The sequence below is a fragment of the Paenirhizobium cremeum genome (assembly GCF_022884085.1).
Classification (GTDB): Bacteria; Pseudomonadota; Alphaproteobacteria; order Rhizobiales; family Rhizobiaceae; genus Allorhizobium; species Allorhizobium cremeum.
In genome coordinates, this window is the sequence record NZ_JAGGCS010000003.1 from 316494 (window position 1) to 342700 (window position 26207).

Sequence of the window (26207 nt, forward strand, 5' to 3'; positions counted from 1 at the left end):
ACGACGGAAGCTGCAGGCGACCATTATTGCCGCCCGCCGGCCAAAGAGGGGGAGTTTCAACCCTTCTCAGGCGAATGTGATCGCCCCTGCGACCGAACCTAGTCCAGATTCGTCATTGTCACAATTTGCCGCCGATTGGTGGTCTTGCAGGCTTCAATCCACCTTGGATTGAAGAAGGCGCGCGCCGTTCGGCGCATTCACCTTGCCGCCGGTAATGAAGAAGGCGAACACGTCTCTCGGTTTTTTCTCGACGGCTTTTTCCGGAGCGATCACCGGCAGGTCGTCGGGAACGCCGCCCGCCGCATAGGTCTTGAACCGTTTTGCCCATTCGCCGATTTCCGTCTCGGGATAACAGCTCGTCGTCTCGTCTGTTCCCTTCTGCAGCCGTGAATAGACGAAATCCGCGGTGACATCCGCAAACATGGGATAATCGTGATGGTCGGCGCAGACGGCGGCAACCCCGTATTTCGCCAGCAGATCCACAAATTCCGGCGTGCAAAAGCTGTCGTGGCGCGGTTCCACCACATGGCGTAGCGCGATGCCGTCGAGCGTCTTGGGCAGGAGTGCGAGAAAAGCCTCGAAATCCTCGGGCTCGAACTTTTTCGTACCCATGAACTGCCAGAGGATCGGTCCGAGATGCTTGCCGAGTTCGGCAATCCCCTGGGTCAGGAACTTCTCGATCGACGGCCCGGCTTCCGCCAGCACCTTGCGATTGGTGCAGAAGCGGCTGGCCTTCAGCGAGAAGACGAAATCCTCCGGCACCTCCGAAGCCCATTTCGCGAAGGTCGCGGGCTTTTGGCTGGAATAATAGGTGCCGTTCACCTCGATCGCCTTCAACTGGCGGCTCGCGAATTCGAGTTGCCGCTTCTTGGCGAGATCGGACGGATAAAATGTGCCTTCCCAGGGATCGAAGGTCCAGCCGCCGATCCCGGTGCGGATTGTGCCTGCCGACATGCGCGTCCTCCTCCCGGGTTTCCTTATTCCGCCGCCTGGCGCTTTTTCACCGGCCGACGCTCCAGCAGTTCCTTGAGGAACTGGCCGGTATAGGATTTCTCCGCCCTCACCACGTCTTCAGGCGTACCTTCGGCAACGATCGTACCGCCGCCGTCGCCGCCTTCGGGACCGAAATCGATGATCCAGTCGGCTGTCTTGATGACCTCGAGATTATGCTCGATGACCACCACGGAATTGCCCTGGTTTACCAGTTCCTGCAGCATTTCCAGAAGCTTGGCGACATCATGGAAATGCAGGCCGGTGGTCGGTTCGTCGAGGATATAGAGGGTGCGGCCGGTCGAGCGCTTCGACAGTTCCTTGGCGAGCTTGACGCGCTGCGCCTCGCCGCCGGAAAGCGTGTTCGCCTGCTGTCCGACCTTGATGTAGCCGAGGCCGACATCGAAGAGCGCCTGCAGCTTGTCGCGTACCGCCGGAACGGCGGAGAAGAATTCGACGCCTTCCTCAACCGTCATGTCGAGCACGTCGGCAATCGACTTACCCTTGAACAACACGTCGAGGGTTTCGCGATTGTAGCGCTTGCCGTGGCAGACGTCGCAGGTGACGTAGACGTCGGGCAGGAAGTGCATTTCGATCTTGATGACGCCGTCGCCCTGGCAGGCCTCGCAGCGGCCGCCCTTGACGTTGAACGAGAAACGGCCCGGTTGGTAGCCGCGCGCCTTTGCCTCGGGAAGGCCGGCGAACCAGTCGCGGATGGGCGTGAAGGCGCCGGTATAGGTCGCCGGGTTCGATCGCGGGGTGCGTCCGATCGGCGACTGGTCGATATCGATCACCTTGTCGATGAATTCGAAGCCGTCGATCCGTTCGTGCTCGGCCGGGTTTTCGCGCGCGCCCATAACGCGGCGGGCCGCCGCCTTGTAAAGTGTCTCGATCAGGAAGGTGGATTTGCCGCCCCCCGATACGCCTGTCACCGCGGTGAAGACGCCGAGCGGAATGGCGGCGGTCACGTTCTTGAGGTTGTTGCCGCGCGCTCCGACCACCTTGATCTGCTGGCCCTTCTTCGGCTTGCGCCGCTTTTCGGGCACAGCAACCCCGAGCTCGCCGGTGAGGTACTTGCCCGTCAGGGATTTTGGATTGGCCATGATCTCCGAGGGTGGCCCTTCGGCCACGACCTGGCCCCCATGAATGCCGGCGGCCGGTCCGATATCGACGACATAGTCCGCCGTCAGGATCGCATCCTCGTCATGCTCGACGACAATCACCGTATTACCGATGTCGCGCAGATGCTTCAGCGTGTCGAGCAGGCGCGCATTGTCGCGCTGATGAAGGCCGATCGAGGGTTCGTCGAGCACGTAGAGAACGCCTGTAAGCCCCGAGCCTATCTGCGATGCGAGCCGGATGCGTTGGCTCTCGCCACCCGACAACGTGCCGGAATTACGCGACAGGCTCAGATAGTCGAGGCCCACATCGTTCAGGAAACGCAGCCGTTCGCGGATTTCCTTGAGGATACGCACCGCAATTTCATTCTGTTTGTCGGTCAGCCTCGCGGGAAGTGCCTCGAACCAGCTTCCGGCAACCCGGATCGACATGTCGGTCACCTGACCGATATGCAGGCTATTGATCTTCACCGCCAGCGCTTCCGGCTTTAACCGGAAACCGGCGCAGGCCGGGCAGGGGGCGGCGGACATGAAGCGCTCGATCTCCTCGCGCGCCCAGGCGCTGTCGGTTTCCTTCCAGCGGCGCTCGAGATTGGGAACGATGCCCTCGAAGGTTTTCGTTGTCGAATAGGAACGCGCGCCGTCGGCGTAGTGGAACTCGATCTTCTCGTCGGTGCCGTGAAGAATGGCCTTCTGCGCCGCTTCGCTGAGGTCGGACCATTTGCTGGAGAGCTTGAAGCCGTAAGCCTTGCCCAGCGCCTCGAGCGTCTGGTTGTAGTAGGGCGAAGACGACTTGGCCCAGGGGGCGATCGCCCCATCGTTGAGACGCCGGTTGATTTCCGGCACGATCAGCGCTTCGTCGATCTTCTGCTGCGAACCCAGGCCGTCGCAGGTCGGGCAGGCGCCGAAGGGGTTGTTGAAGGAAAAGAGCCTCGGCTCGATTTCCGGTATGGTGAAGCCGGAAACGGGGCAGGCGAACTTCTCCGAGAACAGAACCCGTTCATGGGTTTCGTTCAGCGATTTGTTGGCCGAGCCGCCCGCCGCGGTTTCCTCCGCCGGCAGCGGCTTGTCGGCGAATTCAGCCACTGCCAGCCCGTCCGCGAGCTTGAGGCAGGTCTCCAGGCTGTCGGCGAGGCGGGCGGCGATATCGGTCCGGACAACGACACGGTCGACCACCACGTCGATGTCGTGCTTGTATTTCTTGTCGAGCGCCGGAACATCGGCGATTTCATAGAATTGCCCGTCGACCTTGACGCGCTGGAAACCCTTCTTCATCAGTTCGGCGAGTTCCTTCTTGTACTCGCCCTTGCGGCCGCGGATCATCGGCGCCAGTATATAAAGTCGGGTGCCTTCTTCGAAGGCGATGATGCGATCGACCATCTGCGATACGGTCTGGCTCTCGATCGGCAGGCCGGTCGCCGGCGAATAGGGAACCCCGACACGCGCGAAGAGAAGGCGCATGTAGTCGTAGATCTCGGTCACCGTGCCGACCGTCGAGCGCGGATTGCGCGAGGTCGTCTTCTGCTCGATGGAGATTGCGGGTGAAAGGCCGTCGATCTGGTCGACATCCGGCTTCTGCATCATCTCGAGGAACTGGCGCGCATAAGCCGAAAGGCTCTCGACATAGCGGCGTTGTCCCTCCGCATAGATGGTATCGAAGGCAAGCGAGGACTTGCCCGAACCGGAAAGGCCGGTCATGACGATCAGGCTGTTGCGCGGGAGATCGAGGTCGATCCCCTTCAGATTGTGTTCGCGCGCGCCGCGGATGGAGATGCTCTTCAGTTCGCTCATGGACAAGGCTCGGATGGAGAAGGGTGTCTCGGGAGGAGAACAGTCCTTATTTAGTGATCTGTCGGCCCCTGTCGAGGCGGAAGGATGCTTTGTTGGCCGGAATGCGATTCTATTGACAGCATCTTAGTCGATCATTAGAACAAATAAAGAACATTTTCGCTGTGGATTACAGAGGATCACGGCCCATTCCGGCGGGCGGATGGGATAAGGTGAAAATTGAATAGGTTTTAGGGCGCCGCTTTGGCGGCAGCAAGGTGAGTAATATGGCTGGTAGCGTCAACAAGGTAATATTGATCGGCAATCTCGGGGCCGACCCGGAAATCCGCCGTACCCAGGACGGTCGACCGATTGCCAACCTGCGCATCGCGACGTCGGAAAGCTGGCGTGACCGCAACACCGGCGAGCGCAAGGAAAAGACCGAATGGCACACGGTGGTGATCTTCAACGAAGGTCTCTGCAAGGTTGCCGAGCAATATCTGCGCAAGGGCTCGACGGTCTATGTCGAAGGTCAGCTCCAGACCCGCAAGTGGCAGGACCAGAGCGGCCAGGATCGCTATTCGACCGAAGTGGTGCTCCAGGGCTTCAATTCGAACCTGACCATGCTCGGCGGCCGCGGCGAAGGCGGCGGGCAGGGCGCTGCCCGCGGCGGCGACTTCGGCGGCGGCTATGGCGACGACTACGGCTCCCCCGCCCCCTCGCGCGGCGGCCCCTCCGGCAACCGCGGCGGATCGAACGCCCCCTCCGGCGGCGGTTTCTCCCGCGACATGGACGACGACATTCCGTTCTGAGAATGTCTGGAGCCGGTCGCGACAACGTCAACATGACCCAGCGGCGTGATGCACCGCTTCGGCAGTCTTGTGCATGGAAGGCCGGAACATTGGATATGTTGTTCCGGGTTTGATTGTGTTGAGGGGTACTCTACCGTCGAGACACTCGTAAAGGCGTCTCGTCTTCCCTGAGCCGAACTCGCTTTTGTAACAAAGCAGAACCTCTGTGCGTTCGGGATTTCATCGAACCGTTGAGAGAGCAAAGCAAAGGCTGGATCCGAAAAGCTTGCTCTCCTGCCTGATGCGCAGGAAGATCATTATTATCAACGCCGGAATGCAAACTCATAGAGCAACGGTGCTTGACGCTTAACACCGTTGCTTTTTCCTTGGAGGTCTTTGAAACTCTTCGCGCCGCTCGTGTGGATCCGACGGCTCAGGGAGCGCGAGATTTACGCGCTCAGCTCAGAACGCCCTGTGGCGTTCGATCAATGCCTTGTAATCGTCGCTTTCACGCCGAAGGGCGGTAACTGTCGAAGCGACCGAGGCAACGAACATGCCGCTGATCAAGGCGGCAAGAACTGTCAGCGTTATGAACATGATCTTCCTTTCTTTTCTCTGCGGCGGTTGAACGTTTAACGCGAATGTTCCAGTTTCGGATCAATGCCCGAAGCTGTGGTAACGCGCGGTCATCGGCGGACCGAACTGCGCCTGGCTGCTGTCGGCCATGTAGAAGGTCATGGAGGTGGCAACCATTGCCGTCATCATCAACATCCAGACCACATTGATCAGTGTTACTTTGTCGGGCATAGTCGTTATCCTTTCGAAACCGGCAGATTTGCCGTGACAATGCGCTGGCGGAATATCGGTTCCGTAGCGACTGGTTAGTGTTAATAGAGAGGTGCGTCTGAAACGCGCCTTAACGGCTCGTTCATCTGGCGTTCATCTTCGTTGCAGCGCCGCGACGAGGTCTCGCCGGTCGCCAGAAAGGCGCGAAGAGCGAGAACTGCCATTTCCAGCAGGTAGGAGGTGGCGATTGCGAGGAAAGTCACGACAGCGAGCATGGAAAAGGGACCTCAGATGGCTGGTTCCTGTGAACCAGTATCGCCATCATGCTCCCGTCCGGCTGAAGCCGCCTTGAATGCCGCATTCAGCGGCTGTTCATCTTCGCGACCTGTTTCCGAAGCTCGGGGAGCCGCGGCCAAATCACTTGCGGCGGGCGCTCTTCCGTGACAAAAGGCGTCGAGACAATGATCGGGCTGCCATGACGACCGCTTTTTATCCAGGTTCCTTCGATCCGATGACCAATGGTCACCTCGACGTGCTGGTCCAGTCGCTGAACGTCGTGTCGAAAGTGATCGTCGCAATCGGCATTCATCCCGGTAAGACGCCGCTGTTCAGCTATGATGAACGGGCCGAGCTGATCCGTCGTTCCCTGACGGATGCGTTGCCGGATCGGGCGGCGGATATCGATGTCGTCTCTTTCGACGGTCTCGCGGTGGACGCGGCGCGGCGCAACGGTGCCACCCTGCTTGTCCGCGGCCTGCGCGACGGCACCGATCTCGACTATGAAATGCAGATGGCCGGCATGAATTATCAGATGGCACCGGACCTGCAGACAATTTTCCTGCCTGCCGGGACGGCTTCCCGGCCCATTACCGCCACATTGGTTCGCCAGATCGCCGCCATGGGTGGCGATGTCAGCGCTTTCGTGCCGCCGGCAGTTTTGGCTGCCCTGAAATCGAAGCTCGGGCGCTGAGGCCCCTCTTGTTTTAGTCTGTGGAGTGACCATGAAACTCTTTCGTATTGCCGCCGCGCTCGTCGTGGCCTTCGCGACCGCTAGCGCGGTGAAAGCTGCTTCCAGCGACGATTATCTGACCATTCAGTTGAAGGACGGTCCGGTCGTCATCGAACTTCTTCCGGACGTCGCGCCGAAGCATGTCGCGCAGATCAAGGAACTCGCGAAGAAGGGCGAATACGACAATGTCGCCTTCCATCGGGTCATCGACGGCTTCATGGCCCAGACCGGCGACGTTCAGTTCGGCGACATGAACGATGGTTATGACGCAAGCCGCGCAGGCACGGGCGGTTCCAGCCTGCCGGATCTGCCGGCCGAGTTCTCCAGCGTTCCCTTCGAACGCGGCACCGTCGGCATGGCGCGCGCGCAGGACCCGAATTCCGCCAATTCGCAGTTCTTCATCATGTTCGCCGATGGCGGCTTCCTGAACGGCCAGTACACGGTCGTCGGCAAGGTCGTGGCGGGCATGGAATACGTCGACAAGATCAAGCGCGGTCAGGGCGGAAACGGCGAAGTCTCCGATCCGGATCGCATGATCAAGGTAACTGTCGGCAGAAACTGAGGGCCGAGGCCCACAACAGGGAGTAAATCAATGGCCGAGATCAAGGATCCGGAAAACACCATCATCATGGAAACCACGAAGGGTCGCGTCGTGATTTCCCTTTTCCCGGACTTGGCTCCCGGCCACGTCGCGCGGATCAAGGAACTGGCGCGCGAGGCCGCCTATGACGGTGTTGTCTTCCACCGCGTCATCGAGGACTTCATGGCCCAGACGGGCGACGTGCAGTTCGGCAAGCAGGGCTCGGACAGCTTCAACCCGGCTCGCGCCGGCATGGGCGGCTCCCAGAAGCCCGACCTGAAGGCCGAGTTCTCCGCCACCCCGCACGTGCGCGGCACCTGCTCGATGGCCCGTTCGCAGAACCCGAACTCCGCCAACTCGCAGTTCTTCATCTGCTTTACCGATGCCCCCTGGCTGAACAAGCAGTATTCGGTCTGGGGCCAGGTCATCGAAGGCATGGACGTCATCGATCAGATCAAGCGCGGCGAGCCGGTGCGCGATCCCGACTCCATCGTTTCGATGAAGGTTGCCGCCGACGCCTGATCGTCGGGAAAATCGGAGCCCGCCTCGGCGCTTTGCGCCCGGGCGGGTTTTCGCGTTTGATGAAATAGTGTTGCCATGCGTGTAGACGAATTCGACTTCGACCTTCCGGAAGAGAGTATTGCGCTGAGGCCCGCAAGCCCGCGCGATCATGCGCGCCTGCTGGTCGTGCGTCCCGATGGCGTTCCCATCTTGGAAGACCGGAACGTTTATGATCTCGACTCCTTCCTGAAACCCGGCGACGCGCTGGTCTTCAACGATACCAAGGTCATACCGGCGCAGCTCGAAGGCGTTCGTTTGCGGGAAGGGGCGGAGCGCACGCCCGTTTCCTGCACCCTGCACATGCGCGTTGCCGCCAACCGCTGGCGGGCGTTTGCCCGTCCCGGCAAGCGCATCAAGGCCGGGGACCGCATCGAGTTCGGACACAACGGCGAAACCTGCCTGCTCGGTACGCTCGCCGCGACAGTCTCGGAGAAGGGCGAGGCGGGCGAAATCGAGCTGGCCTTCGATCTGTCGGGTCCCGATCTCGACCAGGCGATTGCGGCGGTCGGTCATATTCCGCTGCCGCCCTATATCGCCGCCAAGCGGCCGGAAGACAGCCAGGACCGCAAGGACTATCAGACCATCTATGCGCGGGAAGAAGGTGCGGTGGCGGCACCCACCGCGGGTCTCCATTTCACGCCGGAACTGTTCGAGAAGCTCGATGCCGCGGGCATTGAACGGCATTTCGTCACGCTGCATGTCGGCGCCGGCACCTTCCTGCCGGTCAAGGCAGACGACACCGCCGACCACAAGATGCATCACGAGATCGGCCATGTGCCGGCGAGGACCGCCTCCGCGCTGAATGCGGTCCGGCAACGCGGCGGGCGCATCGTTTGCGTCGGCACGACGTCGCTGCGGCTCCTGGAAAGCGCTGCGACAGAAGCGGGCGAGGTGCGTGCCTGGTCCGGCGCGACCGATATCTTCATCACGCCGGGCTATCGTTTCCGCGCCGTCGATGTCCTGATGACGAATTTTCACCTGCCGCGTTCGACGCTGTTCATGCTGGTTTCCGCCTTTGCCGGGCTCGACACCATGCGGGCGGCTTATGCCCATGCCATCGAAACCGGCTACCGTTTCTATTCCTACGGCGATTCCAGCCTGCTGTTCCGGAAAGACCCCTGAACCGATGCACGAGAAGTTCCAGTTCACCCTCAAAGCCACGTCCGGCAAGGCGCGCCTCGGCGAGATATCCATGCCGCGCGGTGTGATCCGCACGCCTGCCTTCATGCCGGTCGGCACGGTCGGCACCGTCAAGGCCATGTATCTCGATCAGGTCAGGGAAGGGGGCGCCGACATCATTCTCGGCAACACCTACCATCTGATGCTCAGGCCGGGTCCCGAGCGGGTCGCCCGGCTCGGCGGCCTGCATGAACTGATCCGCTGGCCGCACCCCATCCTGACCGATAGCGGCGGTTTTCAGGTCATGTCGCTGTCGGGGCTTCGCAAACTCGACGAACAGGGCGTCACCTTCAAGAGCCATGTCGACGGCTCGATCCATCACATGTCGCCGGAACGTTCGATCGAGATCCAGGGCCTGCTGGACAGCGACATCCAGATGCAGCTCGATGAATGCGTCGCGCTCCCGGCCGAGCCCAAGGAAATCGAGCGCGCCATGGAGATGTCTCTGCGTTGGGCCGAGCGCTGCCGCGTCGCCTTCGGCGAGCAGCCGGGCAAGGCGATGTTCGGCATTGTCCAAGGTGGCGACGTTCCGGAACTACGCATCCGTTCGGCGGAAGGGTTGAGAGAGCTCGATCTCAAGGGTTATGCCGTCGGCGGTCTCGCGGTCGGCGAGCCGCAGGACGTCATGCTTGAGATGCTCGACATCACCCTGCCGGTGCTCCCCACGGAAAAGCCTCGTTACCTGATGGGCGTCGGCACCCCGGACGACATTCTGAAATCCGTGGCGCACGGCATCGACATGTTCGACTGCGTGATGCCGACCCGTTCCGGCCGCCACGGTCTTGCCTTCACCCGGCGCGGCAAGGTCAATATCCGCAACGCCCGCCACGCCGAGGACATGCGGCCGCTGGACGAGGAATCGAACTGCCCGGCGTCCCGCGATTATTCCCGTGCCTATCTTCACCACCTCATCCGCTCCAACGAGGCGCTTGGCGGCATGCTGCTGTCGTGGAACAATCTCTCCTATTATCAGGAGTTGATGCAGGGCATCCGCAAATCGATCGAAGAGGGCCGTTTTGCGGATTTCATGTCGGAGACCATGGAAATGTGGGCCAGGGGCGATATAGAGGCCCGCTGAGCGCGCTTTCGGAAAAGCGATTGACGGCCCTGGCGTTCCAGCCGCAGGGCGTGACGGGTTCCGGCACGGCTTCTCACGGAAATGCCGGGCCTGCGGGGGCTTGCCCGCGACCGCGCTTTGTGCGACGCAATGCAGAAACATTCGGTCTCCGACTTTCTGCATTCCGGTCCTCCCTCCATGCCTATTCTTGCGCCTCCGGCGCTGATCTTCTTTTGTAATTCGGTCCTTTTCATTTCGCTGTTCACCCGCCTTCCGAATATCCAGGCGGCGATGCAGGTGAACAAGGCGACGCTCGGCCTTGCCCTTCTCGGCGGTGCGCTCGGCACCGTTCTTGCTCTGCCCATTGCCGGCAGGGTCAACAACCGGTTTTCGCCGCGGCGCACCGCCGCGCTCAGTCTGATGATCCTCAGCGTCGTCACGCCGCTGCTGGCGATGGTGCCCTATGCCGGTTTCGTTGTCTGCTTCGTCTTCTTCGCGTTCATCCGCACCATGCTCGACGTTGCGCAGAACATGATCTCGACCGGCATCGAGCAATCGAGCGGTGTCAAGGTCATCTCCCGCAGCCACGGCTTCTGGTCCGTCGGCCTGATTCTGGGAACGATGGCGTCAGGCTGGGCGGCGGGGCAGGGCATGACACCCTTTGCCCATCTGGCCGTAATCGGCTTGCTGGTCTTCGCCTGCGCGCTCATCGTATTGCGGATCACGCCGGACGCGATGAGCGCGCAGGCGAAATCGGGTAGCGCGGCGCCGGTCTTCATCCGGCCGACCCGCGCCATCCTTCTGGTCGCGCTGATGCTGTTCGGTCTGGCCATCATCGAGGGCGCGATCTATGACTGGGGCATGTTTCTGATCCGCGAACGCGTGACGACCGACCCGGCAAGGGCAGGGCTTCTCTTTGCCTTCTTCACCATTGGCATGGGGGCCACCCGTCTTGCGGGCGACTGGCTGCGCGGGATCTTCCGGCCCTCGTTGCTGTTGCGCGCTTCGGCCGTTCTCGTCGCCGTGGGGCTCGGCATTATCCTCAACTTTGAAAATGAGTGGCTGGCGGCGATTGCGCTGGCTTTGATCGGTTGCGGTGTTGCCTTCAATTATCCTTTGGCGGTCTCCACTGTCATCTCTATGCGCAGCGTGAATTCCCCGGCGGAGAACCTTGCAGCACTGTCCATGGTGATGCTGGTTGCGACCATCGGCGTTCCGCCTTTGCTCGGCAGTATCGCCGAACTTTATGGCATCTCGACCAGCTTCGTGGCGATCCTGCCGCTGACGCTGCTGGCCTTCCTGATGGCGCCCGTGTCGGAGGGACGCGGGCTGCGGGAAGACGGCAATATCGGACAAGAGGCCCGATGAGCGGCACGGACGACGAGCAGACGGAAATGACGGAGCCGACCCCGCGCATGCTGGCCTGGGTGAAGAATTCCGCTGCTTATCGTTTGTCGCGCAAGATGATGACCGAGCACGAGCTTTCCACCGCGATTGCCCGCAAGGCGCGTCAGAAGTTCGAGGGCATTTCCGAAGCGCAGATCAAGGCGCTGTCGCTTGCCGCCGTGGAATTCGGCCGGCAGATACGCGCGCTGGACGATCTATCCTATGCCGAGGTAAGGGTGCGTTCCTCGACTGCTGCCGGTAAGTCGCGGCGTATCATTGCGCGCAAGCTCGCGGAAAAAGGCGTCGACCGCCAGATCATCGATAATGCGCTGGTCGATACGGATGATTTCCGCGCAGCGCTTGTCTTCGCGCGCAAGCGCGCGTTCGGCCCGTTTCGTCGTGTCGAGTTCGACGAGAAGCGCAAGGCCAAGGAACTCTCGGCTTTCGCGCGCAACGGCTTCAGTTTCGAATTCGGCAGCAGGATCATGGGAATGTCGCACGAGGAGGCTGAGGACTTCCTGGCAGAGTGGACCTCGGCCTGAATTCGCAGGCTGGTGTTCGTTTCCCCGAATAGGAACCGTGACGGGAAAGGTGTAGACCGTCTTCGGGCCGATGCGACAACCAGATTCGAGGATATTCCCATGCCTGCGCCGAAAAATCATTTCAAACAGGCTCTTAAGGAAAAGCGCACGCAGATCGGTTTCTGGCAGGCGCTTGCCAATCCCTATACCGTGGAGATATCCGCAGGCGTCGGTTACGACTGGCTTCTGATCGATGGAGAACACGCTCCCAACGATATCCCGACGATGGTCGCGCAATTGCAGGCGATGAAGGGGTCGAAAAGCCACGCGGTAATCCGCCCGCCGATCGGCGAAACCTGGATCATCAAGCAGTTGCTCGATATCGGCGCCCAGAGCCTGCTGGTGCCCATGGTGCACGGCAGGGAACAGGCGGAGGCGATGGTACGGGCGGTCCGCTATCCGCCCCACGGGGTACGCGGTGTCGGCGCGGCGATCGCCCGTGCCTCGGATTTCAACCGCATCGAAGACTACGTTCAGACCGCCAATGACGAGATCTGCCTTCTGCTGCAGGTCGAGAGCCGCGCCGGCCTTGCCGCGCTTGACGACATTGCCTCGACCGAAGGCGTGGACGGTGTCTTCATCGGTCCGGCCGATCTGGCCGCAGACCTCGGATATCTCGGCAATCCCGGTGCGCCGGAGGTGCAGGAGGAGGTCGAGAAAGCGATCCTGAAGATCCAATCGCACGGCAAGGCCGCCGGCATCCTCATCGGCGATCTGGCGCTGTCGAAGCGTTACGTCGAACTCGGCGCGACCTTCGTCGCCATCGGCAACGACGTGACGCTCTTCGCGGAAGCCGCAGCCAGACTGCTCGCCGACTTCAAGTCGACCGAGGCCGCGAAGGGCACGGCCGACGCGAAGGTTTACTGAGCCTGTTGCACAGGATAAGTGCTGGCCGGCGGCGCTGGTGATGGTGGTCAACGCGAACGTTTGTCGGGATTGTAAACTCCAAGCGCGACGGCGATGGCGACGAGCATCATCATTCCGGCCACCAGGAAAGTAAGTCGCATCCCCGCCGCAATGGCTGAACCGGTCGCTTTGGCGAATTCTTCGGTCCCGACTCCGACGGCGAAGACGGCCCCCATCAGCGATGCGCCCGCGATCAGGCCGATATTGCGCGACAGGTTAAGCGTCCCGGAAACCGTACCGCGTCGATCCTTCGGTACGTCCGCCAGCGCAGCCGTGTTGTTGGCGGATTGAAAGAGCTGGTAACCTGGCGTCAGGACGGCGATGGACAATAAATAACCGGCAACGCCTGTCATGTTGGGCAAGAACGCCAGCATGAACGCCCCGACAGCCAACAGCATCAGCCCAATGACAAGCACGCGGTTGCTTCCCCAGGAATCGACGAGCCGGCCGGATGGAATCCCGCTGAAGATGGAGATCATCGGACCGACCGCCATGACAAACCCGACATGGCCAGCCGTCAGGCCGAGACCGAGGCTGAGATAAAAGGGGCCGACCACCAGCGTCGTCATCATGACGGCGGCAACGAGTATATTGACGACGAGGTTGGGCACGAGGCTCCGATTGATCCCCGACCACAGGCTTGCAGACGGCGCTTTTCCCTTAATCGTATGGTGCGGCAGCGTCTTGATGGCGAGGACCAGCGCAAGAACCGCCAATGGTATCTGCACCCCGAAAATGCCGCGCCATCCTGTTATCGGGATCAGCAGGCCGCCGAGCGTCGGGCCAAGTGCCGTCCCCAGCGCAGATACCGTGCCGAGCAGGCCCATTGCCCGCCCGATGCGGGCCTCGCTCGCCGTCTGGCGCATCAGGGCCATGGCGAGCGTCATGAGGAAGGCGGCACCGACGCCTTGCAGGGTTCGTGCACCGATCAGCAGCCACAGGTTCGGCGCGAGCGCGCAGAGCAGCGACGCGGCGGCGAAGACGATCAGACCGACCAGGAGCATCGGCTTCAGACCGTAAGTGTCGCCAAGCCGGCCGGCGACGACGACCGAAACCGTAAGCGCTGCGAGATAGGCGACAACGGCCGCCTGCACCTGTGAGAAAGGCGCTGAAAATGCCTCCGCCAGCATGGGCAGCGCGATATTGACGATACTGGTGCCGAGCGATGCCAGCAGCATGGCAAGCGCCAGCGTGGTCGTGATTCCCGATTGCGCGTTCGTCGATGAGCGCGGTTTTGTCTGTTCCATCCTATTGTCCTCTTGCTTGAAATTCGTTTCGGGAGCAGGCTGCCACTTCAAGCCAACTTGAGGTCAAGCATGAAATTTCTGGATATAGGAGAGGTCGCGGCGCGAAGCGGAATGAAACCCTCCGCGCTACGCTACTATGAGGAGGCCGGACTGATTTCCTCGGTTTCCCGGCACGGACTGCGGCGGCAGTTCCCGCCGGAAGTGCTGCTGCAACTCAAGCTCATCGCGATGGCAAAGTCGGCGGGTTTTTCGCTTGAGGAAATTGCCGGCATGTTCGGCCGAAACGGCATGCCGGAATTGCCGCGTGACGTGCTTCGCGAAAAGGCCGATGAAATCGATCGGCAAATCCACGAATTGTCCGCGTTGCGTGAGACGCTCCGCCACGTCGCCGATTGCCGGGCGCCGTCACATATGGAGTGTCCGAGCTTTCGGCGATTGCTGGATGCGGTGGGCAAGCCCGAAGGAAAGCGCCATCAAGCGGGGAAAAGGGCATATCGTTCGCAATTGTGAACTGCTGAACGGCGGGCATCGACAGATGAACATGCGAGTCATGAAATCGTGCTCAACCTTTGATCCCCAAGCCTTTGCCAATTCGAATTGCGGCATGGTGGAAGCCGGACGCCACCTGTCCACAGCCTCAAACCGTTCAAGGTAGTCTTGCCACGTCCCTACTATCGCGCTTTTGGCGAAGACACGTCATGAGAGTTCGCCCAGATGTTGTCGGACCCATCTGGCCTCCTTCGACGCTGTGCGCTGGAAATGTCGTTTGAAATCCCGGCTGAACTGAGCGGCACTGGCGTACCCGACGGCCCCCGCAACCTCGGCGATCGATTTATCCCGCCGGGCGATCATCAGCCTTGCCTCGTGAAGCCGCATCGCCTTCACATACTGAATGGGACTGCTGCCGGTCAGGGCTTTGAAGTGAACGTGGTAGGATGGCACGCTCATGCCCGCCTCGTTCGCCAGCGCGGCAACCGAGATGCCGGAACCGTAGTTCTCGCGCAGCCAGGCGAGGCTCCGCACGATCCTGCCGGATGTGCCCTGCTGTTGCAGGGCCGCAATCATCGCACCGCCCTGCGGCCCGACGAGAACCCGGTAATGTAACTCGCGCAGGATGGCAGCCCCGAGAACGGCGGTTTCAAGCGGATCATTGAGCGCCAGCAGCAGACGCTGTACGACATCCTCGATATCGCGCTCCATTCTGTTCGATACGAGTCCGCGTGCCTTGGCGATCTCCGGTCCGGGCTGCGCTTCCGCCACGGCCGAAGCGATCTCGGCGGCCAGCGCCATGTCAAACTCAACATAGACCGCCAGCAAGGGATATTCCGGACTGGCTGCGGATTCCATCCGAAAAGGAACCGGCACCGACACGGCTAGATAATGTTCCGCGTCATAGCGGTAGACCTCGCCATCGAGCATGCCCTGCTTGCGGCCCTGCAACACGAAAACCGCCCCCGGCTTGTAGAGCACGGGCACATCGTGAAGCACTGCCTCGCTCCTGAGGATGCGAACTCCGTTGAGGCGTGTCGGGTTGTAACCGTGGTTCGGCGCAAGCGACGCGGCCAGTGCGGCCAGCGCGTGGCGTTCAGGAGATCTATCCCCGAGCGTCATAGGATCTGACAAGATATTCATAGGTATTGCAATGGTTTCTCGCCGTTCCGAAGATTATTCATCAAGACGATAGAGCAAACAGGATCGAGAGAGCAATCATGCCGCGCAAGACTTTTTTCATTACTGGGGCCAACTCCGGCTTCGGCCTCGCAATCGCGACGTCCGCCAGCCGTCAAGGGCACCAGGTGGTCGGCGCCGTCCGCTCCGAAGACGCCCGCACTTTTCTTGCGAGCCACCTGCCGACGGTTCGATCCGTTCTGTGCGATGTAACGGAATTCGACCGTATTGCCGACATCGCGCAGCAGGTCGAGGAGGATTACGGGCCCGTGGACGTGTTGATCAACAACGCCGGATACGGCCATGAGGGGATTCTCGAAGAGTCGCCCCTGGAGGAGATGCGGCGTCAGTTCGATGTGAACGTCTTCGGCGCCGTCGCGGTCGCCAAGGCGTTCCTTCCGCGCTTCCGTGAAAGACGCGGCGGGTTCATCGTGAACGTGACCTCGATGGGCGGCATGATTACCATGCCTGGCATTGCCTATTATTGCGGAAGCAAGTTCGCCCTTCAGGGGATATCCGAAGTCATGCGCGCGGAGATGACGCCGTTCGGCGTGCATGTCACCACGCTTTGCCCAGGCTCCTTCCGAACCGATTGGGCCGGGCGCTCGATGGTTCGAACCGAACGTTCGATTGCGGACTATGACGCCCTGTTCGATCCGATCCGTGAGGCGCGCAAGGCAAGGAGCGGGAAGCAGCCCGGCGATCCGGAAAAGCTCGCTGCGGCGGTTTTGGCGCTGGTCGAATCCTGCAACCCGCCGCCGCAACTCCTGCTCGGCAGCGATGCTGTCCGCCACGTGTCAGACAGAATCGAGCGTCTGAAGCAGGAGATCGAGGACTGGAAGCCACTCAGCGTTTCAACCGACGGCTGACCCCATGACCGTTGCTCTACGGCAAAAAGGCGAAGCCGGCAGTGTGTGCTGTTGAAAGCAGGCCGGATGAACCAAGGTGGCGGATGGGGTGTCCGCATGATTACGACAATTAGCGTCAATGCGTAAAACACACGCTAGATTTTGTGTCTGGTCGGCTTATATTGCTCAACGAATTTAGGCCAAATGTTATGGCAGGATTGGGCAATGGCGAGACACAAGTTGACTGAGAAGGCGTGCAAAGCGCTTTCCGAACCGGGGATTTATTCGGACGGAGATGGGCTCTACCTGCGCGTTCGGCCAGGCGGCAGTAAGCAATGGCTTTTTGTCTACAGATGGGAAGGCAAGCGCGCCGAGTTGGGTCTGGGTGGCTATGGCGCTGGCACCGCGCCCGTCCCGGTGTCCTTGGCTCGTGAGAAGGCTGCAGCGATACGTGACATGCTGGCGCGCAAAGAGGATCCAAAGGCAGACAAGAAGACCGGTGCGACCTTTGCAGAGATCATGGAGGACGTCATCAAGGTCAAGGCGAAGTCTAGTAAAAACGAAAAGCATCGCCAACAGTGGGCAATGACGTTGCGCGAATACGCCAAGCCGCTCCACGACCTGCCGGTGGCAAAGGTGACGATCGACGACGTTGTAAGGACGCTGAATCCGATATGGGAGACTAAGCCGGAAACGGCAGACAGAACCCGAATGCGCATAGCGGCCGTGATGGACACCGCAAAGGCGAGGGGTCTTTTCAAAGGTGATAACCCGGCAGCATGGCGCGGCGCACTGGAAAACCTCCTACCGGCCCGCAATAAGCTTTCGCGTGGGCATCATCCCGCGCTCGACTACAAGGCAATGCCCGCCACCATGAGGGCTTTGAGGGAATCCAGTGCGGTATCGGCGCGAGCCGTTGAATTCCTTTGCCTGACAGCTTGCCGGTCTGGTGAGGTTCGGGGTGCAGTTTGGTCCGAAATCGATCTGGATGGGGCTTTGTGGGTGATACCAGCGGTCCGCATGAAGGCAGGTGCTGAGCATCGCGTACCGTTGACCGATAGGGCTGTAGCCATCCTTAAGACGCAGAAACAGGCTGCGACGAGCGATCTAGTGTTTGAAGGCGGGAAGGTGGTAACGCCCATCAGCGATACCGCCATGAACAAGAGCTTACGTGCCGCGTCAGGCGACAAGACAGTGACGATCCACGGGATTCGAAGCACGTTCAGAGATTGGGCTGGGGACGAGACACACCATCCGCGAGACGTGATTGAAATGGCGCTGGCACATACGGTCAGGGACAAGACGGAAGCCGCCTACCGTCGTCAGGATGCACTGCAGAAGAGGAGGGCACTCATGGACGATTGGGAAAGGTATTGCACCAAGTAGGCGCAGTTTCCCTATTGACAATTTTGTATAACGCCATTAGCGTCCATTGGCTTTGAATGCAGATATGCCAATCAAAGCTCATGAGTCAATCTACAAAATTGTACAAACATGTCAACCCCGGAGGAGAAAAAATTATGGAAGCTGCCAACGACAACAAGCCCCGCCTCATGAACCCTAAGGAAGCGGCCGAGGCCACTAGCCTTTCGCGGACGCTTTTGACCCTGATGGCGACGGAAGGACAGTTCCCTAAGCCAGTCCAGCTGACCGAACGGCGCATCGCATTTGTGCGAGCGGAGGTTGAGGCTTGGATTGACCAGCGGATCGCCAACCGCGCGCAGGTGGCGGCATGATCCGCGAGAACGAGGGACGCGAGCTGCTTGAGCGACTTGAGGACGTTGTGACGAGCCGAATTCAGCAAATGGCGTCGAGCGATACCGATCTGACCGAGGCCGACGTCCAAAGCCTTGCCAACCACTTCACCAGGACACACACCCTGGCTTCTTTGAGTAAAGCCTAACCAAACCCGCCACACCACCAACCATCAACCGCCTGCCGGCACCGTCGGCGGGCTTTCCAGCCATGGGAGGCAGTATGACCACTACCAAGCCAGACCCCGACCGCCCTTACCGTGGGCGCCGCATCACTTGGGCGGAGTTCTACCAACTCACCGGTCGCGACCCCGCCAACGACAATCACAAGGAGAACGCTGATGACAAGATCGATTCCCGTCGCGCCGTTTGATGGCGTCGCTGACGTCTGGGACTACATCCACCTGTCGACCGACGGCATGCCCAATCTACCCGTAAAGGTCGTTGGCGTCGCCGCTGGCGACTATGACCCACCGCGGTACATAGTCCAGTACCTGAACAAAACCGGCAAGCTCGCGCTTGGCTATTCGGTGGAGGTGAAGCCGTGCAAGTCTTGAACGTTAGGCGCACCCCTAGCGGTGAAACGCATGGAGTAAGGCAGGTGGCGCAGTTCGATGTCCAGCTGACGCCTGAGTGCCGGATCCTCGGATGCCGCCTTATGCGCGCGCCGGACGGCAGCCACTTCGTATATGGCCCGATGGGTCGCCAAGGCCGTGTGGTCACTTTCGGCCATGATCTTGCAGTGAAGATGACCAGAGAGGCCGTTAGCGCCAATGACAACCGCCGCAACCACGCAGTCTAAGCCCGATCCGCGCGAAGCCATTTGGGATTATCGATACTCGTTCGCCGGCCGTCTTTCTGGCGAAATGTGCCTTAGGCCGCCAGGCGCAACATCACGCGGAGACTTGTTGCCCGTCGCCCATTGGGTGGACGTCCCAGCGGACCAGATAGACCAACTCGCGATCCTCACCGACAGCCTGCAGAAGTTCGACGCTGATGCGGACGAGGAAACGCAAATGCTCACCGTCTTCGACGGTGACCGCGCCATCCCGGCGCCGTTCGCGTGCACAGTGCCGCAAAGCATAGTCGACGCTGCGCGCGATGTCTGCGCAGGCCGTGCGGACTCGCTAGCTGATGTCATGTGCGAGCCAAAGCGAACCGCTGCAAACGACAATGTGCCGGATGAGCTCTACGACTTCCTTGATCTCTACGGCGGATCGATCGGCATGGGTCGGCTGTACAATGCGACCGTCGACCGGGTGAAGGGCAACATCTACAAGCATGGTTCCGCCTTCTTCTTCGAATGGGGGCCACCATCTTTGCGACAAGTCAGGAAGATCGAACTGCCGCCCAAGCGCCGCGATCCGCTTAACTTCATCACTGCGTCGCGCTTTGCTCACAGGCCAATCCCGGTGCGCGAATGGTTCCTTGAGGGGCTGATACCGAACCGGACGGTGACAATCCTCAACGGCGATGGCGGCGTGGGCAAATCGCTTCTGGCACTGCAGATTGCGGCTGCGGCTGCGATGGGCTGCGAAACGCTCGGGCTTACGCCTACGGCGGATCGGGCGCTCTACATCGGCGCGGAAGATGAGGCCGAGGAATTTCACCGGCGCTTGGCTGACATCAGTGCATCTATGGACCGTGATCTAGCGTCACTTCATTCGTTACAGGTCCTGTCGCTGGCTGATTCCGACGCCATACTGGCCACGCCCGACAAGAATGGGACGATGCACCCAACCGACCTATGGCTCGAAATTGCGGAGCATGTTGAGAAGTTCAAACCGCGGTTTGTCGTCTTCGACACCGCAGCCGACTTGTTCGGCGGCGACGAGATCAAGAGGCCGCATGTACGCGGCTTCATTGCCCTTCTGCGCAAAATGGCGATCGAAGGTGATTGCGCCGTTTTGCTTCTGGCTCACCCCTCCGTTGAAGGCATGAAAAGCGGATCCGGTTCTTCCGGATCAACAGCTTGGAATAACAGCGTGCGAAGCCGCCTCTATTTGACGCGGCCGACTGGCGACTCCATTGACCCCGATGCCCGAGTACTGAAGACGATGAAAGCCAACTACGGCACGACAGGCGATGAAATACGACTACGTTGGAAAGCCGGTGCGTTTGTTCTTGACGACGGTACCCCCAGTCCAGCCGCCGCGCTCCTGGCTAAACGGGCCGATGACATATTCATCCAGCTGCTTGATGGCATCAACGCCAGTGGCCAGCGGGTGTCATCATCGAAATCGGTCACCTACGCGCCTTCTGTGATGGCCGATATGCCAGGCGCGGCAGGGGTTAAGAAGAAGGAGCTTGAGGCCGCCATGAAGCGCCTTCTGGCGTCCGGCAAGCTGAGAGTTGAAATGGAAGGGCCAGCTTCGAAGCAGCGACAGCGGCTAGTTGCCGTGCATTCCAACTGAGCTTCCAACCGCGTTCCGACCACATTCCAACGGGTTCCAACCGGAGTTCCTTCCAACCCCCTATAACCCCCGCCCGGTCGGAACACCGGTTGGCAGTTGGAACTGCCCCGGCATGCCAACCTATTTGAGAAAGCAACTTGACCACCAACACAACAGCAGCAAGGCTGCGTGACATCGCCGATCGGCTCGCGCGCCTAGCGCCGTCCCATCGGGATCCTCATCAATTCCATGAAGAGAAAAGCGAGCTGGTCGCGGAATTGCGGGCGCTTGCGGCGAATGATAACAAGCCGCGGGTTAAGCGGATCGGCTGCCTGTAAAAGAAAAGGCCGGCATTCGCGCCGGCCTGATCGACTTACTTGGTCTTGGTGGGGTCAACCAGTTTGTAACTGGATCCAGGCTTAGGCGTGGGAGGAAGAGGCTCGCCGCGAACGACTGTCCTTTCCGGTCCCGCGCCACCGCGCGGCCCAATGATCTGGTATTGACCCGAGCGAGGCGCTTCCACGCCAGGACGAAGAGGAGGCTGCTTAGACATAATGCGCATTCCCTCTGGCCTTGCCAAAATGGCCTTTGGGCGCTATCTACGGAGTTGTCCAGACTACCGCTTCGGCGCGCGGCTTGCTTCGCGGCAAGCCAGGCAACCGCGGCAAACACACAAAGGGCGTGCCTAGGTTTCGATCTAGGCACGCCTTCTGATTTGCACGATCCGACGGAACATTGCAAGTGGTTAATGAAGCGTAAATGGGGGAATTTCTACTTATCCCCGCTTATACGCCGTTCGTTAACAGTGTCAACGCAAATCGTTAACGAATGGTTAATTTCTTGTGCACGCCGCGCCTATTGCGCGCACCCACCCCTTGAAACTTCAACCGACAATCACCACGCGATGACTGTCACCTACAAATGCGATACCCAATGCTCCTCCGAAACGATCCGGATCGGAAGCCCTGCGTCGCGCATTTCAACTGCCTTGAGGATCTTGTTGCCGAACGAAGAGTGCTTCCAGGACTCCGTCGCGTAGACACCGATGACGAGGTAGTCGGTCTTCCTGTTCAGGCTGCCAGGCGAGGCCCCGCGCTGCATGACCGCATCCTCGCAGTGCTTTCGCTGACCGAAGTTGAAAGTTCCGGTGAAGCAGTAGCTCCTTCCCGCGAAGTCCAGTTTCGGCGCAGGAGAACACAGGGGCAAAGTCGTCGCTTTCATGCTTTCACCAAGTTCGAAGTCTCTATTTGAAAACCTATTCAAGGTGTCCAGCAGTTCCGCCTTCTCCTCCTCGTCGACGTGGCCATCGGCCAATATCTCCGCCACCCTTTGGTAAAGGCGCCTCAGCAAAGGGTGGTTGCTCGACGCGATATTGGCAACTAGCCACTTTTGAAGAAACTCCACCTCCGCCTGATTGATCGCGCCATCCGCTACGAGGCCACGAGCCAAGCCGATGAGCTCGTCGATCTGCCGGCTGTCAATGCGATCGTTCGATACGTTGTAAAGTAGCTGCTCGTCCATCCTGCCCTCCATCTTTCCGGGTATGATGGGGCGCAATGCAATCAAGGTCAACGGTGTCCGGCAAGTGTTGGCAGTAGCAAAAAGACCCTCCAGATTTCTCTGAAGGGCCTTTCGCATTACAGCCCGAAGAAGGCCACTATCGAAGCCAAGCTGATCCGAAGATCAAACTTCAGTCGGATGGTCTTCCTCGACTGGCTGGCTTCGAGAAGCAAAGAAGCGTTCATACGCATCTCCTATTTCTCTGGGCGAAGTCCTTGATGAACCGCGTACCGCCCGCCAGACTTTTGAGGAATTTCCAGATTGCAACAGCCCTGGTCGCTTCCCCATGCGCGGCTGTCTCAAGTTGCCTTTTAAGTTAGAGTGCCCCGAGGCTGGTTGCAAGACCCCGGCCTACAATCTTCACATGTCGGGACGGCACCACACCCGCGTCCACCTCATGTGCAGAGTTTTTTCTGTGTTTTGATTTTTTTAATCAAACCCGCCTTTACCGGCAGGGGTCTTCTTCTTATCTGCAATTTAGCATCCCTGATGCTTGAAAACCCGCTGCAGCGACAGCATGCGCAAAGATCCGAACAACGGACAGCGCTCTCGAACCTACGAGATCCACGTGAGAACTACTGCACAGCACCGCGCGGCCGTGGCCGCTTGGCGCGAACACGCGCCCGCAAACGATTCTGACATTTTCACCACTCCGAGATCGTCTTCACCTCGTCATGCCGGTCTATCCGATGACTTGGCCGTGATCCTTAAATGGCGCGCCATTTCTCGTCCTCCCGCGGAACCGCTCCGCACAAACTGGTCGATTATACCGGCCAATGACAATTTCGAGGAAGAGGAGCGCGACGACGAGCCGGCGCCGCCCATAGTCGAATGCGAGCACGAGATACGCCCGACCGTTGGAGCCCTGATGGCTGCGGTCAAAAACGTAGAGCTCGAACCTCATCGCCCAGGCCTCATAGACAGAAGACCCCTAGGCGGCGACATCGAGAAGCGTGGCGGACAGATTGTACGGCTTGGCGCGCTGCGCTTCGGGATCATGCCGACTGTTGCAGATGGCACGACGACACGCCCTGGCAATAACCGGCAAATCATCTCATGGCGGGGAAAACGCCCGGTGGACCGCTTCGGACGAGCTAAGGGTGCAGATCTTGATGAAGAGGAGGAGTTTGCCAAGCGGCTGCGCCTCGCCAACTGGCTCGGCTGCTACGCTGGGGAATTCATACCGCAGACTGCCGAAAGTCGAAGAAAGGCGCGAGAGCGTGCAAACCGCGTCAAAGATAGGCCGCTCCCGGCACTGCCGCCGACGACCATGCCGCTGAACGAAGCGAGGGCTTTCGCCGGTTTGCCACCAGTTGAGCAAGATCCCCGGCCAGTGCTCCCTACTGGATCGCTGGATGTCGGCGACATTTTCTCGTCATGGGTGGCCATGCCGAAGAAGGCGAACCAGGGGGCAACGATCCGTGATGATGAGCATACCCTTGACCGTGCCGAAGTCGTTTCAAAACTACCGGCGCAAGACGTCACCGTACTGGATGCGGCCCTCACGGCGCGCAACATGACCGACATTGGCAACGTGGTAGGGTTCGCAGGAAAAGTTGCGGAGCGGAAGGGGCGCCAGGCGCTGCAAGAAGCCTGCGAACGCCTTTCGAAGATTTTGTCAGCTGCATGAGTCCCACTTTGCAGACTGGCGCGGATAATAGATATCGGGCCTCTCGTAGGGTTCCTAACTAGCCAGCCCTCGGGCTGGCTTTTTTCTTCCCCATTGCCGGAGGCGCGGATGTACCGCCACGGCGATAAATCCACCCGCGACGGCGACGCCGGGTATCGATCGCGCACCGGCCAGGCTTCACGCTTGGCCGGTTGCTGCGTTTTCCGTTTTCCAATTATCTGGAACTTCAACATGATGAAAAAAACACTGACCTCCGCAGAGGCGGAGGAAGTAATTGCGGCTGAGCTATCGGTATCGCCCTCGGTCGTGCGCGACACTGTGCGTCGACTTCGCGAGGCCGATCGCATCTCCTCCGGTCGAAAGGCCACATTCACGTCCCGCGAACTGGCGCGCATCATCCTCGCGCTGTCGGCCAACAGAGCCGTGACCTGCGTGGCAACTGAGATGCAGACGGGCGACCTGCCGCGTACTGCAGGCGATGGCGCTGTAAATGCTGAGACGGAGCTAACCGACCTTCTCGACCAAGCTGCAGGGCTTGCCGGTGGGGATGTCGACTTTCGATCCGGTGATGTCTTGGTTTCCGAGGCCAACTTCATGACCGTTGCGGCCAGACGTTTCGAAGGCGATCCAGTCACTCGGATCTACAAGCGCGGTTTCAGTAGCCCTGACCGCATGACCCGGCTCGCCCTTATCCCGCTGCCACTGCTCAAGCGGTTGGCCACGCAAATCATCACCTGAGGTGACACATGAAGAATATCCCTCGGCCCGAAGAGCATTCGGCCGAACTGGCAGCTGTCGAGAAGCGCCAGACAGAGCTAATCAAACGGCAGGCGGCGAATCGACAAGAGCTCGCGGCGATCCATGCCAAGGCGGCTACACCGCCGCAGGAGCACAAGGACCGCGTGGCCGCATTGGTCGCCGGTATCTCGTATGAGCCCCCCGCGGACGACCGCGATGCCATCGCCCGCCTGGTGCGGGAAGAGCGTGACATCAAAGACGCGCTTGACGAAATCGCCCTGAAGAAGAACGAGCTCACACGGCAGGCTTCCGCGGCCATCGTGAAGAGTTTCCGACCTGAGTATGAGGCAATCGCCACCGAGTTCTACTCGGCTCTTTGCCTGGCGGCCGCCGCTCACTGGAAGCTCGGCGCTCTTCGGAGAGACTTCATGCGAGCGGGTGTTGATCCCACGGGACTCACGGACTTCGGCCGCGACTTCTTCGGAGCACCGAGTGATCGAAACAACGACCTCGCTATCGACCTTCGTAAGGCGGCGCGCAACGGACTGATCAAGGAAAGCCAAGTTCCGGTGGGGTATCGCTAATGCAGACGGCAACCAAGAATGACGATCGCGGCCAAGAAGCAGAAGCCACCGAAGCAAAGGTACCCACGCCGCCAATCGGCCTAAAGGCCGCCACCCAACTGCTGAAATGGCTGGAGCGGCACGGTGGAAAAAAAGAATAGCCTCTTCAAGCCAGTCATCACGGCGGACGGCACCTTTTCAGGTTATGGCGCCGTCTTCGACAACCTCGACAGTCACCGCGACGTGATCCGCCGCGGATCCTTTGAGAAGTCTCTGAGAGCTTGGCGCGTCAAGGGGCGACTGCCCACGATGAAGCTGATGCACGGCAGCAGCAGCAACCCCTTCAGACACGACGACTTGCCCATCGGCGTCTGGACCCAGATGCGCGAAGATTCCAAGGGACTATGGGTCGAGGGACGCCTCCTGGCGCTCGATACAGATCAGGGTAAGCGCTTGCTTAGCCTTATGCGTGCTGGTGTTCTGGACGGCCTCTCTATTGGCTTCGTCCCTGAGCGCACCTCAGTCGGCAAGGGCAACGTGAAGCGCTACCTCGACGAGATCGACCTTCGCGAGCTCTCGCTCGTTGATGAGCCGTCCAACGACTTGGCCCGTGTCGTTCCCGTATCTGACTACGACGAGGCTGCAGAGCGATTGCGACAAGCACTCGCGCAAACATCGGCAAAATGTGAACCAGTCGATCCGCTCGAGAAGATGCGCGCGGCGCTGGCTAAGCTCTAACTCACCAACGAACACGATAGGAAAACACAATGGCATTTGCAGGACTTCACGTAACCACCGGCTACGTCGGCCCAAGCTACGGGCGAAACCTCATCAAAGGTGCGGCACTCCTCACGCGCATTACTGGCAGCGAATCCCTGGCCTCTGGCGGCACAACTACACTGGTGGCGCCCGCAGACCACGAAGTTATGGGGCCTCCCATCTTCCGCGTTCAGGCGGCAGCGGATTCGTGGGTGGCGATCGGCCCGAGCCCGAACGCTTCGACCGGCGCTCGCACACTTTGCCGAGCGGGAGAAGATTATGACTTCTTCGCCGAGCCTGGCTGGAAGGTGGCCTGGGTGGCGGCGTAAGCCCCAC

The 26207-nt window shown here is 60.1% G+C and carries 32 protein-coding genes; 24 read left to right on the forward strand and 8 right to left on the reverse strand.

Annotated features, from left to right (window positions below; all coding sequences use genetic code 11):
* Positions 1-153: 153 nt before the first annotated feature.
* Both J5N58_RS08040 and uvrA read right to left on the reverse strand, forming a co-directional pair.
* On the reverse strand, positions 154-954 hold the full coding sequence (locus J5N58_RS08040) for a DUF72 domain-containing protein (protein ID WP_113425792.1): 801 nt from the start codon (positions 952-954) through the stop codon (positions 154-156).
* 23 nt (positions 955-977) lie between these two features.
* On the reverse strand, positions 978-3899 hold the full coding sequence (uvrA, locus tag J5N58_RS08045) for an excinuclease ABC subunit UvrA (protein ID WP_244710364.1): 2922 nt from the start codon (positions 3897-3899) through the stop codon (positions 978-980).
* Positions 3900-4162: 263 nt separating this feature from the next.
* Here uvrA and J5N58_RS08050 point away from each other — a divergent pair, with 263 nt between their 5' ends.
* Complete coding sequence (locus J5N58_RS08050) at positions 4163-4687, forward strand: single-stranded DNA-binding protein (RefSeq protein ID WP_244710366.1); 525 nt, start codon at positions 4163-4165, stop codon at positions 4685-4687.
* 441 nt (positions 4688-5128) lie between these two features.
* Here the strand turns inward: J5N58_RS08050 and J5N58_RS25945 are convergent, their stop codons facing one another.
* The 3 genes from J5N58_RS25945 to J5N58_RS08060 all read right to left on the reverse strand — a co-directional run bounded on the left by J5N58_RS25945 (position 5129) and on the right by J5N58_RS08060 (position 5727).
* Complete coding sequence (locus tag J5N58_RS25945) at positions 5129-5263, reverse strand: hypothetical protein (RefSeq protein ID WP_280519998.1); 135 nt, start codon at positions 5261-5263, stop codon at positions 5129-5131.
* A gap of 60 nt (positions 5264-5323) precedes the next feature.
* A complete protein-coding gene (locus J5N58_RS08055; protein WP_244710368.1) occupies positions 5324-5473 on the reverse strand; it encodes a hypothetical protein in 150 nt (49 codons plus the stop codon).
* Between the two features lie 80 nt (positions 5474-5553).
* Positions 5554-5727 carry a hypothetical protein gene (locus J5N58_RS08060; protein WP_244710371.1) on the reverse strand — a complete coding sequence of 58 codons (174 nt, stop codon included), beginning with the start codon at positions 5725-5727 and terminating at the stop codon, positions 5554-5556.
* A 200-nt stretch (positions 5728-5927) separates the two neighbouring features.
* On the opposite strand from J5N58_RS08060, the gene coaD reads away from it, so the two are divergent.
* The 8 genes from coaD to hpaI all read left to right on the forward strand — a co-directional run bounded on the left by coaD (position 5928) and on the right by hpaI (position 12672).
* On the forward strand, positions 5928-6422 hold the full coding sequence (gene coaD, locus J5N58_RS08065; RefSeq protein WP_112830284.1) for a pantetheine-phosphate adenylyltransferase: 495 nt from the start codon (positions 5928-5930) through the stop codon (positions 6420-6422).
* A 31-nt stretch (positions 6423-6453) separates the two neighbouring features.
* Positions 6454-7023 (forward strand): peptidylprolyl isomerase, encoded by a 570-nt coding sequence (locus tag J5N58_RS08070; protein WP_113467299.1) that lies wholly within the window; start codon positions 6454-6456, stop codon positions 7021-7023.
* A gap of 30 nt (positions 7024-7053) precedes the next feature.
* Entirely contained in the window at positions 7054-7563 is a 510-nt protein-coding gene (locus J5N58_RS08075) for a peptidylprolyl isomerase (RefSeq protein ID WP_112830051.1), read from the forward strand.
* Between the two features lie 75 nt (positions 7564-7638).
* Positions 7639-8724: a tRNA preQ1(34) S-adenosylmethionine ribosyltransferase-isomerase QueA gene (queA, locus tag J5N58_RS08080; protein ID WP_113442815.1), complete on the forward strand. Its 1086-nt coding sequence runs from the start codon at positions 7639-7641 to the stop codon at positions 8722-8724.
* 4 nt (positions 8725-8728) lie between these two features.
* Positions 8729-9859: a tRNA guanosine(34) transglycosylase Tgt gene (gene tgt, locus J5N58_RS08085; protein WP_113442814.1), complete on the forward strand. Its 1131-nt coding sequence runs from the start codon at positions 8729-8731 to the stop codon at positions 9857-9859.
* 129 nt (positions 9860-9988) lie between these two features.
* Positions 9989-11206, forward strand: a complete 1218-nt coding sequence (locus J5N58_RS08090; RefSeq protein WP_244710373.1) for an MFS transporter — start codon at positions 9989-9991, stop codon at positions 11204-11206.
* Complete coding sequence (gene recX / locus J5N58_RS08095; protein WP_113442812.1) at positions 11203-11766, forward strand: recombination regulator RecX; 564 nt, start codon at positions 11203-11205, stop codon at positions 11764-11766. The genes J5N58_RS08090 and recX overlap by 4 nt, the downstream gene beginning before the upstream one ends.
* Positions 11767-11865: 99 nt before the next feature.
* Entirely contained in the window at positions 11866-12672 is an 807-nt protein-coding gene (gene hpaI / locus J5N58_RS08100; protein WP_113339495.1) for a 4-hydroxy-2-oxoheptanedioate aldolase, read from the forward strand.
* A 47-nt stretch (positions 12673-12719) separates the two neighbouring features.
* Here the strand turns inward: hpaI and J5N58_RS08105 are convergent, their stop codons facing one another.
* Positions 12720-13958 carry an MFS transporter gene (locus J5N58_RS08105; protein WP_113457263.1) on the reverse strand — a complete coding sequence of 413 codons (1239 nt, stop codon included), beginning with the start codon at positions 13956-13958 and terminating at the stop codon, positions 12720-12722.
* A gap of 69 nt (positions 13959-14027) precedes the next feature.
* Here J5N58_RS08105 and J5N58_RS08110 point away from each other — a divergent pair, with 69 nt between their 5' ends.
* Entirely contained in the window at positions 14028-14468 is a 441-nt protein-coding gene (locus J5N58_RS08110) for a helix-turn-helix domain-containing protein (RefSeq protein WP_113442810.1), read from the forward strand.
* A gap of 186 nt (positions 14469-14654) precedes the next feature.
* Here J5N58_RS08110 and J5N58_RS08115 read toward each other — a convergent pair whose 3' ends face one another.
* Positions 14655-15584, reverse strand: a complete 930-nt coding sequence (locus J5N58_RS08115) for an AraC family transcriptional regulator (RefSeq protein WP_425314457.1) — start codon at positions 15582-15584, stop codon at positions 14655-14657.
* A gap of 83 nt (positions 15585-15667) precedes the next feature.
* On the opposite strand from J5N58_RS08115, the gene J5N58_RS08120 reads away from it, so the two are divergent.
* From J5N58_RS08120 to J5N58_RS08155, 8 genes are all read left to right on the forward strand, one after another.
* Positions 15668-16495: an oxidoreductase gene (locus J5N58_RS08120; RefSeq protein ID WP_113442808.1), complete on the forward strand. Its 828-nt coding sequence runs from the start codon at positions 15668-15670 to the stop codon at positions 16493-16495.
* Positions 16496-16699: 204 nt separating this feature from the next.
* The gene (locus J5N58_RS08125; protein ID WP_244710377.1) at positions 16700-17860 is read left to right on the forward strand and encodes a tyrosine-type recombinase/integrase; all 1161 of its coding nucleotides are present in this window, start codon (positions 16700-16702) and stop codon (positions 17858-17860) included.
* Positions 17861-17994: 134 nt separating this feature from the next.
* The gene (locus tag J5N58_RS08130) at positions 17995-18210 is read left to right on the forward strand and encodes a helix-turn-helix transcriptional regulator (protein WP_244710379.1); all 216 of its coding nucleotides are present in this window, start codon (positions 17995-17997) and stop codon (positions 18208-18210) included.
* Positions 18207-18377: a hypothetical protein gene (locus tag J5N58_RS08135; RefSeq protein WP_244710381.1), complete on the forward strand. Its 171-nt coding sequence runs from the start codon at positions 18207-18209 to the stop codon at positions 18375-18377. Before J5N58_RS08130 ends, J5N58_RS08135 begins: the two co-directional genes overlap by 4 nt.
* Before the next feature lie 74 nt (positions 18378-18451).
* On the forward strand, positions 18452-18601 hold the full coding sequence (locus J5N58_RS08140) for a hypothetical protein (protein WP_244710383.1): 150 nt from the start codon (positions 18452-18454) through the stop codon (positions 18599-18601).
* Positions 18570-18785 carry a hypothetical protein gene (locus J5N58_RS08145; protein WP_244710385.1) on the forward strand — a complete coding sequence of 72 codons (216 nt, stop codon included), beginning with the start codon at positions 18570-18572 and terminating at the stop codon, positions 18783-18785. Before J5N58_RS08140 ends, J5N58_RS08145 begins: the two co-directional genes overlap by 32 nt.
* 351 nt (positions 18786-19136) lie before the next feature.
* On the forward strand, positions 19137-20642 hold the full coding sequence (locus J5N58_RS08150; RefSeq protein ID WP_244710387.1) for an AAA family ATPase: 1506 nt from the start codon (positions 19137-19139) through the stop codon (positions 20640-20642).
* A gap of 137 nt (positions 20643-20779) precedes the next feature.
* The gene (locus J5N58_RS08155; protein ID WP_244710389.1) at positions 20780-20959 is read left to right on the forward strand and encodes a hypothetical protein; all 180 of its coding nucleotides are present in this window, start codon (positions 20780-20782) and stop codon (positions 20957-20959) included.
* A 577-nt stretch (positions 20960-21536) separates the two neighbouring features.
* On the opposite strand, the gene J5N58_RS08160 is transcribed toward J5N58_RS08155, so the two are convergent.
* Positions 21537-22142: a BRCT domain-containing protein gene (locus J5N58_RS08160; protein ID WP_244710391.1), complete on the reverse strand. Its 606-nt coding sequence runs from the start codon at positions 22140-22142 to the stop codon at positions 21537-21539.
* Between the two features lie 556 nt (positions 22143-22698).
* Between J5N58_RS08160 and J5N58_RS08165 the strand changes: the two genes are divergently transcribed.
* From J5N58_RS08165 to J5N58_RS08190, 6 genes are all read left to right on the forward strand, one after another.
* Entirely contained in the window at positions 22699-23811 is a 1113-nt protein-coding gene (locus J5N58_RS08165; RefSeq protein WP_244710393.1) for a hypothetical protein, read from the forward strand.
* Positions 23812-23919: 108 nt separating this feature from the next.
* Positions 23920-24549 carry a hypothetical protein gene (locus J5N58_RS08170; RefSeq protein ID WP_244710395.1) on the forward strand — a complete coding sequence of 210 codons (630 nt, stop codon included), beginning with the start codon at positions 23920-23922 and terminating at the stop codon, positions 24547-24549.
* A gap of 8 nt (positions 24550-24557) precedes the next feature.
* The gene (locus J5N58_RS08175; RefSeq protein WP_244710397.1) at positions 24558-25133 is read left to right on the forward strand and encodes a hypothetical protein; all 576 of its coding nucleotides are present in this window, start codon (positions 24558-24560) and stop codon (positions 25131-25133) included.
* Positions 25133-25273 (forward strand): hypothetical protein, encoded by a 141-nt coding sequence (locus J5N58_RS08180; protein ID WP_185809910.1) that lies wholly within the window; start codon positions 25133-25135, stop codon positions 25271-25273. Before J5N58_RS08175 ends, J5N58_RS08180 begins: the two co-directional genes overlap by 1 nt.
* Entirely contained in the window at positions 25257-25850 is a 594-nt protein-coding gene (locus tag J5N58_RS08185; RefSeq protein ID WP_244710399.1) for an HK97 family phage prohead protease, read from the forward strand. The genes J5N58_RS08180 and J5N58_RS08185 overlap by 17 nt, the downstream gene beginning before the upstream one ends.
* 29 nt (positions 25851-25879) lie before the next feature.
* Positions 25880-26200, forward strand: coding sequence for a hypothetical protein (locus J5N58_RS08190; RefSeq protein ID WP_185809912.1), 321 nt, complete (start codon positions 25880-25882; stop codon positions 26198-26200).
* Positions 26201-26207: the final 7 nt, after the last annotated feature.

Excerpts from the sequence above, each read along its gene's own strand:
- J5N58_RS08040 (WP_113425792.1), bottom strand. The coding sequence starts at position 954 with ATGTCGGCAGGCACAATCCGCACCGGGATCGGCGGCTGGACCTTCGAT.
- uvrA (WP_244710364.1), bottom strand. The coding sequence starts at position 3,899 with ATGAGCGAACTGAAGAGCATCTCCATCCGCGGCGCGCGCGAACACAAT.
- J5N58_RS08050 (WP_244710366.1), top strand. The coding sequence starts at position 4,163 with ATGGCTGGTAGCGTCAACAAGGTAATATTGATCGGCAATCTCGGGGCC.
- J5N58_RS25945 (WP_280519998.1), bottom strand. The coding sequence starts at position 5,263 with ATGTTCATAACGCTGACAGTTCTTGCCGCCTTGATCAGCGGCATGTTC.
- J5N58_RS08055 (WP_244710368.1), bottom strand. The coding sequence starts at position 5,473 with ATGCCCGACAAAGTAACACTGATCAATGTGGTCTGGATGTTGATGATG.
- J5N58_RS08060 (WP_244710371.1), bottom strand. The coding sequence starts at position 5,727 with ATGCTCGCTGTCGTGACTTTCCTCGCAATCGCCACCTCCTACCTGCTG.
- coaD (WP_112830284.1), top strand. The coding sequence starts at position 5,928 with ATGACGACCGCTTTTTATCCAGGTTCCTTCGATCCGATGACCAATGGT.
- J5N58_RS08070 (WP_113467299.1), top strand. The coding sequence starts at position 6,454 with ATGAAACTCTTTCGTATTGCCGCCGCGCTCGTCGTGGCCTTCGCGACC.
- J5N58_RS08075 (WP_112830051.1), top strand. The coding sequence starts at position 7,054 with ATGGCCGAGATCAAGGATCCGGAAAACACCATCATCATGGAAACCACG.
- queA (WP_113442815.1), top strand. The coding sequence starts at position 7,639 with ATGCGTGTAGACGAATTCGACTTCGACCTTCCGGAAGAGAGTATTGCG.
- tgt (WP_113442814.1), top strand. The coding sequence starts at position 8,729 with ATGCACGAGAAGTTCCAGTTCACCCTCAAAGCCACGTCCGGCAAGGCG.
- J5N58_RS08090 (WP_244710373.1), top strand. The coding sequence starts at position 9,989 with ATGCAGAAACATTCGGTCTCCGACTTTCTGCATTCCGGTCCTCCCTCC.
- recX (WP_113442812.1), top strand. The coding sequence starts at position 11,203 with ATGAGCGGCACGGACGACGAGCAGACGGAAATGACGGAGCCGACCCCG.
- hpaI (WP_113339495.1), top strand. The coding sequence starts at position 11,866 with ATGCCTGCGCCGAAAAATCATTTCAAACAGGCTCTTAAGGAAAAGCGC.
- J5N58_RS08105 (WP_113457263.1), bottom strand. The coding sequence starts at position 13,958 with ATGGAACAGACAAAACCGCGCTCATCGACGAACGCGCAATCGGGAATC.
- J5N58_RS08110 (WP_113442810.1), top strand. The coding sequence starts at position 14,028 with ATGAAATTTCTGGATATAGGAGAGGTCGCGGCGCGAAGCGGAATGAAA.
- J5N58_RS08120 (WP_113442808.1), top strand. The coding sequence starts at position 15,668 with ATGCCGCGCAAGACTTTTTTCATTACTGGGGCCAACTCCGGCTTCGGC.
- J5N58_RS08125 (WP_244710377.1), top strand. The coding sequence starts at position 16,700 with ATGGCGAGACACAAGTTGACTGAGAAGGCGTGCAAAGCGCTTTCCGAA.
- J5N58_RS08130 (WP_244710379.1), top strand. The coding sequence starts at position 17,995 with ATGGAAGCTGCCAACGACAACAAGCCCCGCCTCATGAACCCTAAGGAA.
- J5N58_RS08135 (WP_244710381.1), top strand. The coding sequence starts at position 18,207 with ATGATCCGCGAGAACGAGGGACGCGAGCTGCTTGAGCGACTTGAGGAC.
- J5N58_RS08140 (WP_244710383.1), top strand. The coding sequence starts at position 18,452 with ATGACCACTACCAAGCCAGACCCCGACCGCCCTTACCGTGGGCGCCGC.
- J5N58_RS08145 (WP_244710385.1), top strand. The coding sequence starts at position 18,570 with ATGACAAGATCGATTCCCGTCGCGCCGTTTGATGGCGTCGCTGACGTC.
- J5N58_RS08160 (WP_244710391.1), bottom strand. The coding sequence starts at position 22,142 with ATGGACGAGCAGCTACTTTACAACGTATCGAACGATCGCATTGACAGC.
- J5N58_RS08165 (WP_244710393.1), top strand. The coding sequence starts at position 22,699 with ATGCGCAAAGATCCGAACAACGGACAGCGCTCTCGAACCTACGAGATC.
- J5N58_RS08170 (WP_244710395.1), top strand. The coding sequence starts at position 23,920 with ATGTACCGCCACGGCGATAAATCCACCCGCGACGGCGACGCCGGGTAT.
- J5N58_RS08175 (WP_244710397.1), top strand. The coding sequence starts at position 24,558 with ATGAAGAATATCCCTCGGCCCGAAGAGCATTCGGCCGAACTGGCAGCT.
- J5N58_RS08180 (WP_185809910.1), top strand. The coding sequence starts at position 25,133 with ATGCAGACGGCAACCAAGAATGACGATCGCGGCCAAGAAGCAGAAGCC.
- J5N58_RS08190 (WP_185809912.1), top strand. The coding sequence starts at position 25,880 with ATGGCATTTGCAGGACTTCACGTAACCACCGGCTACGTCGGCCCAAGC.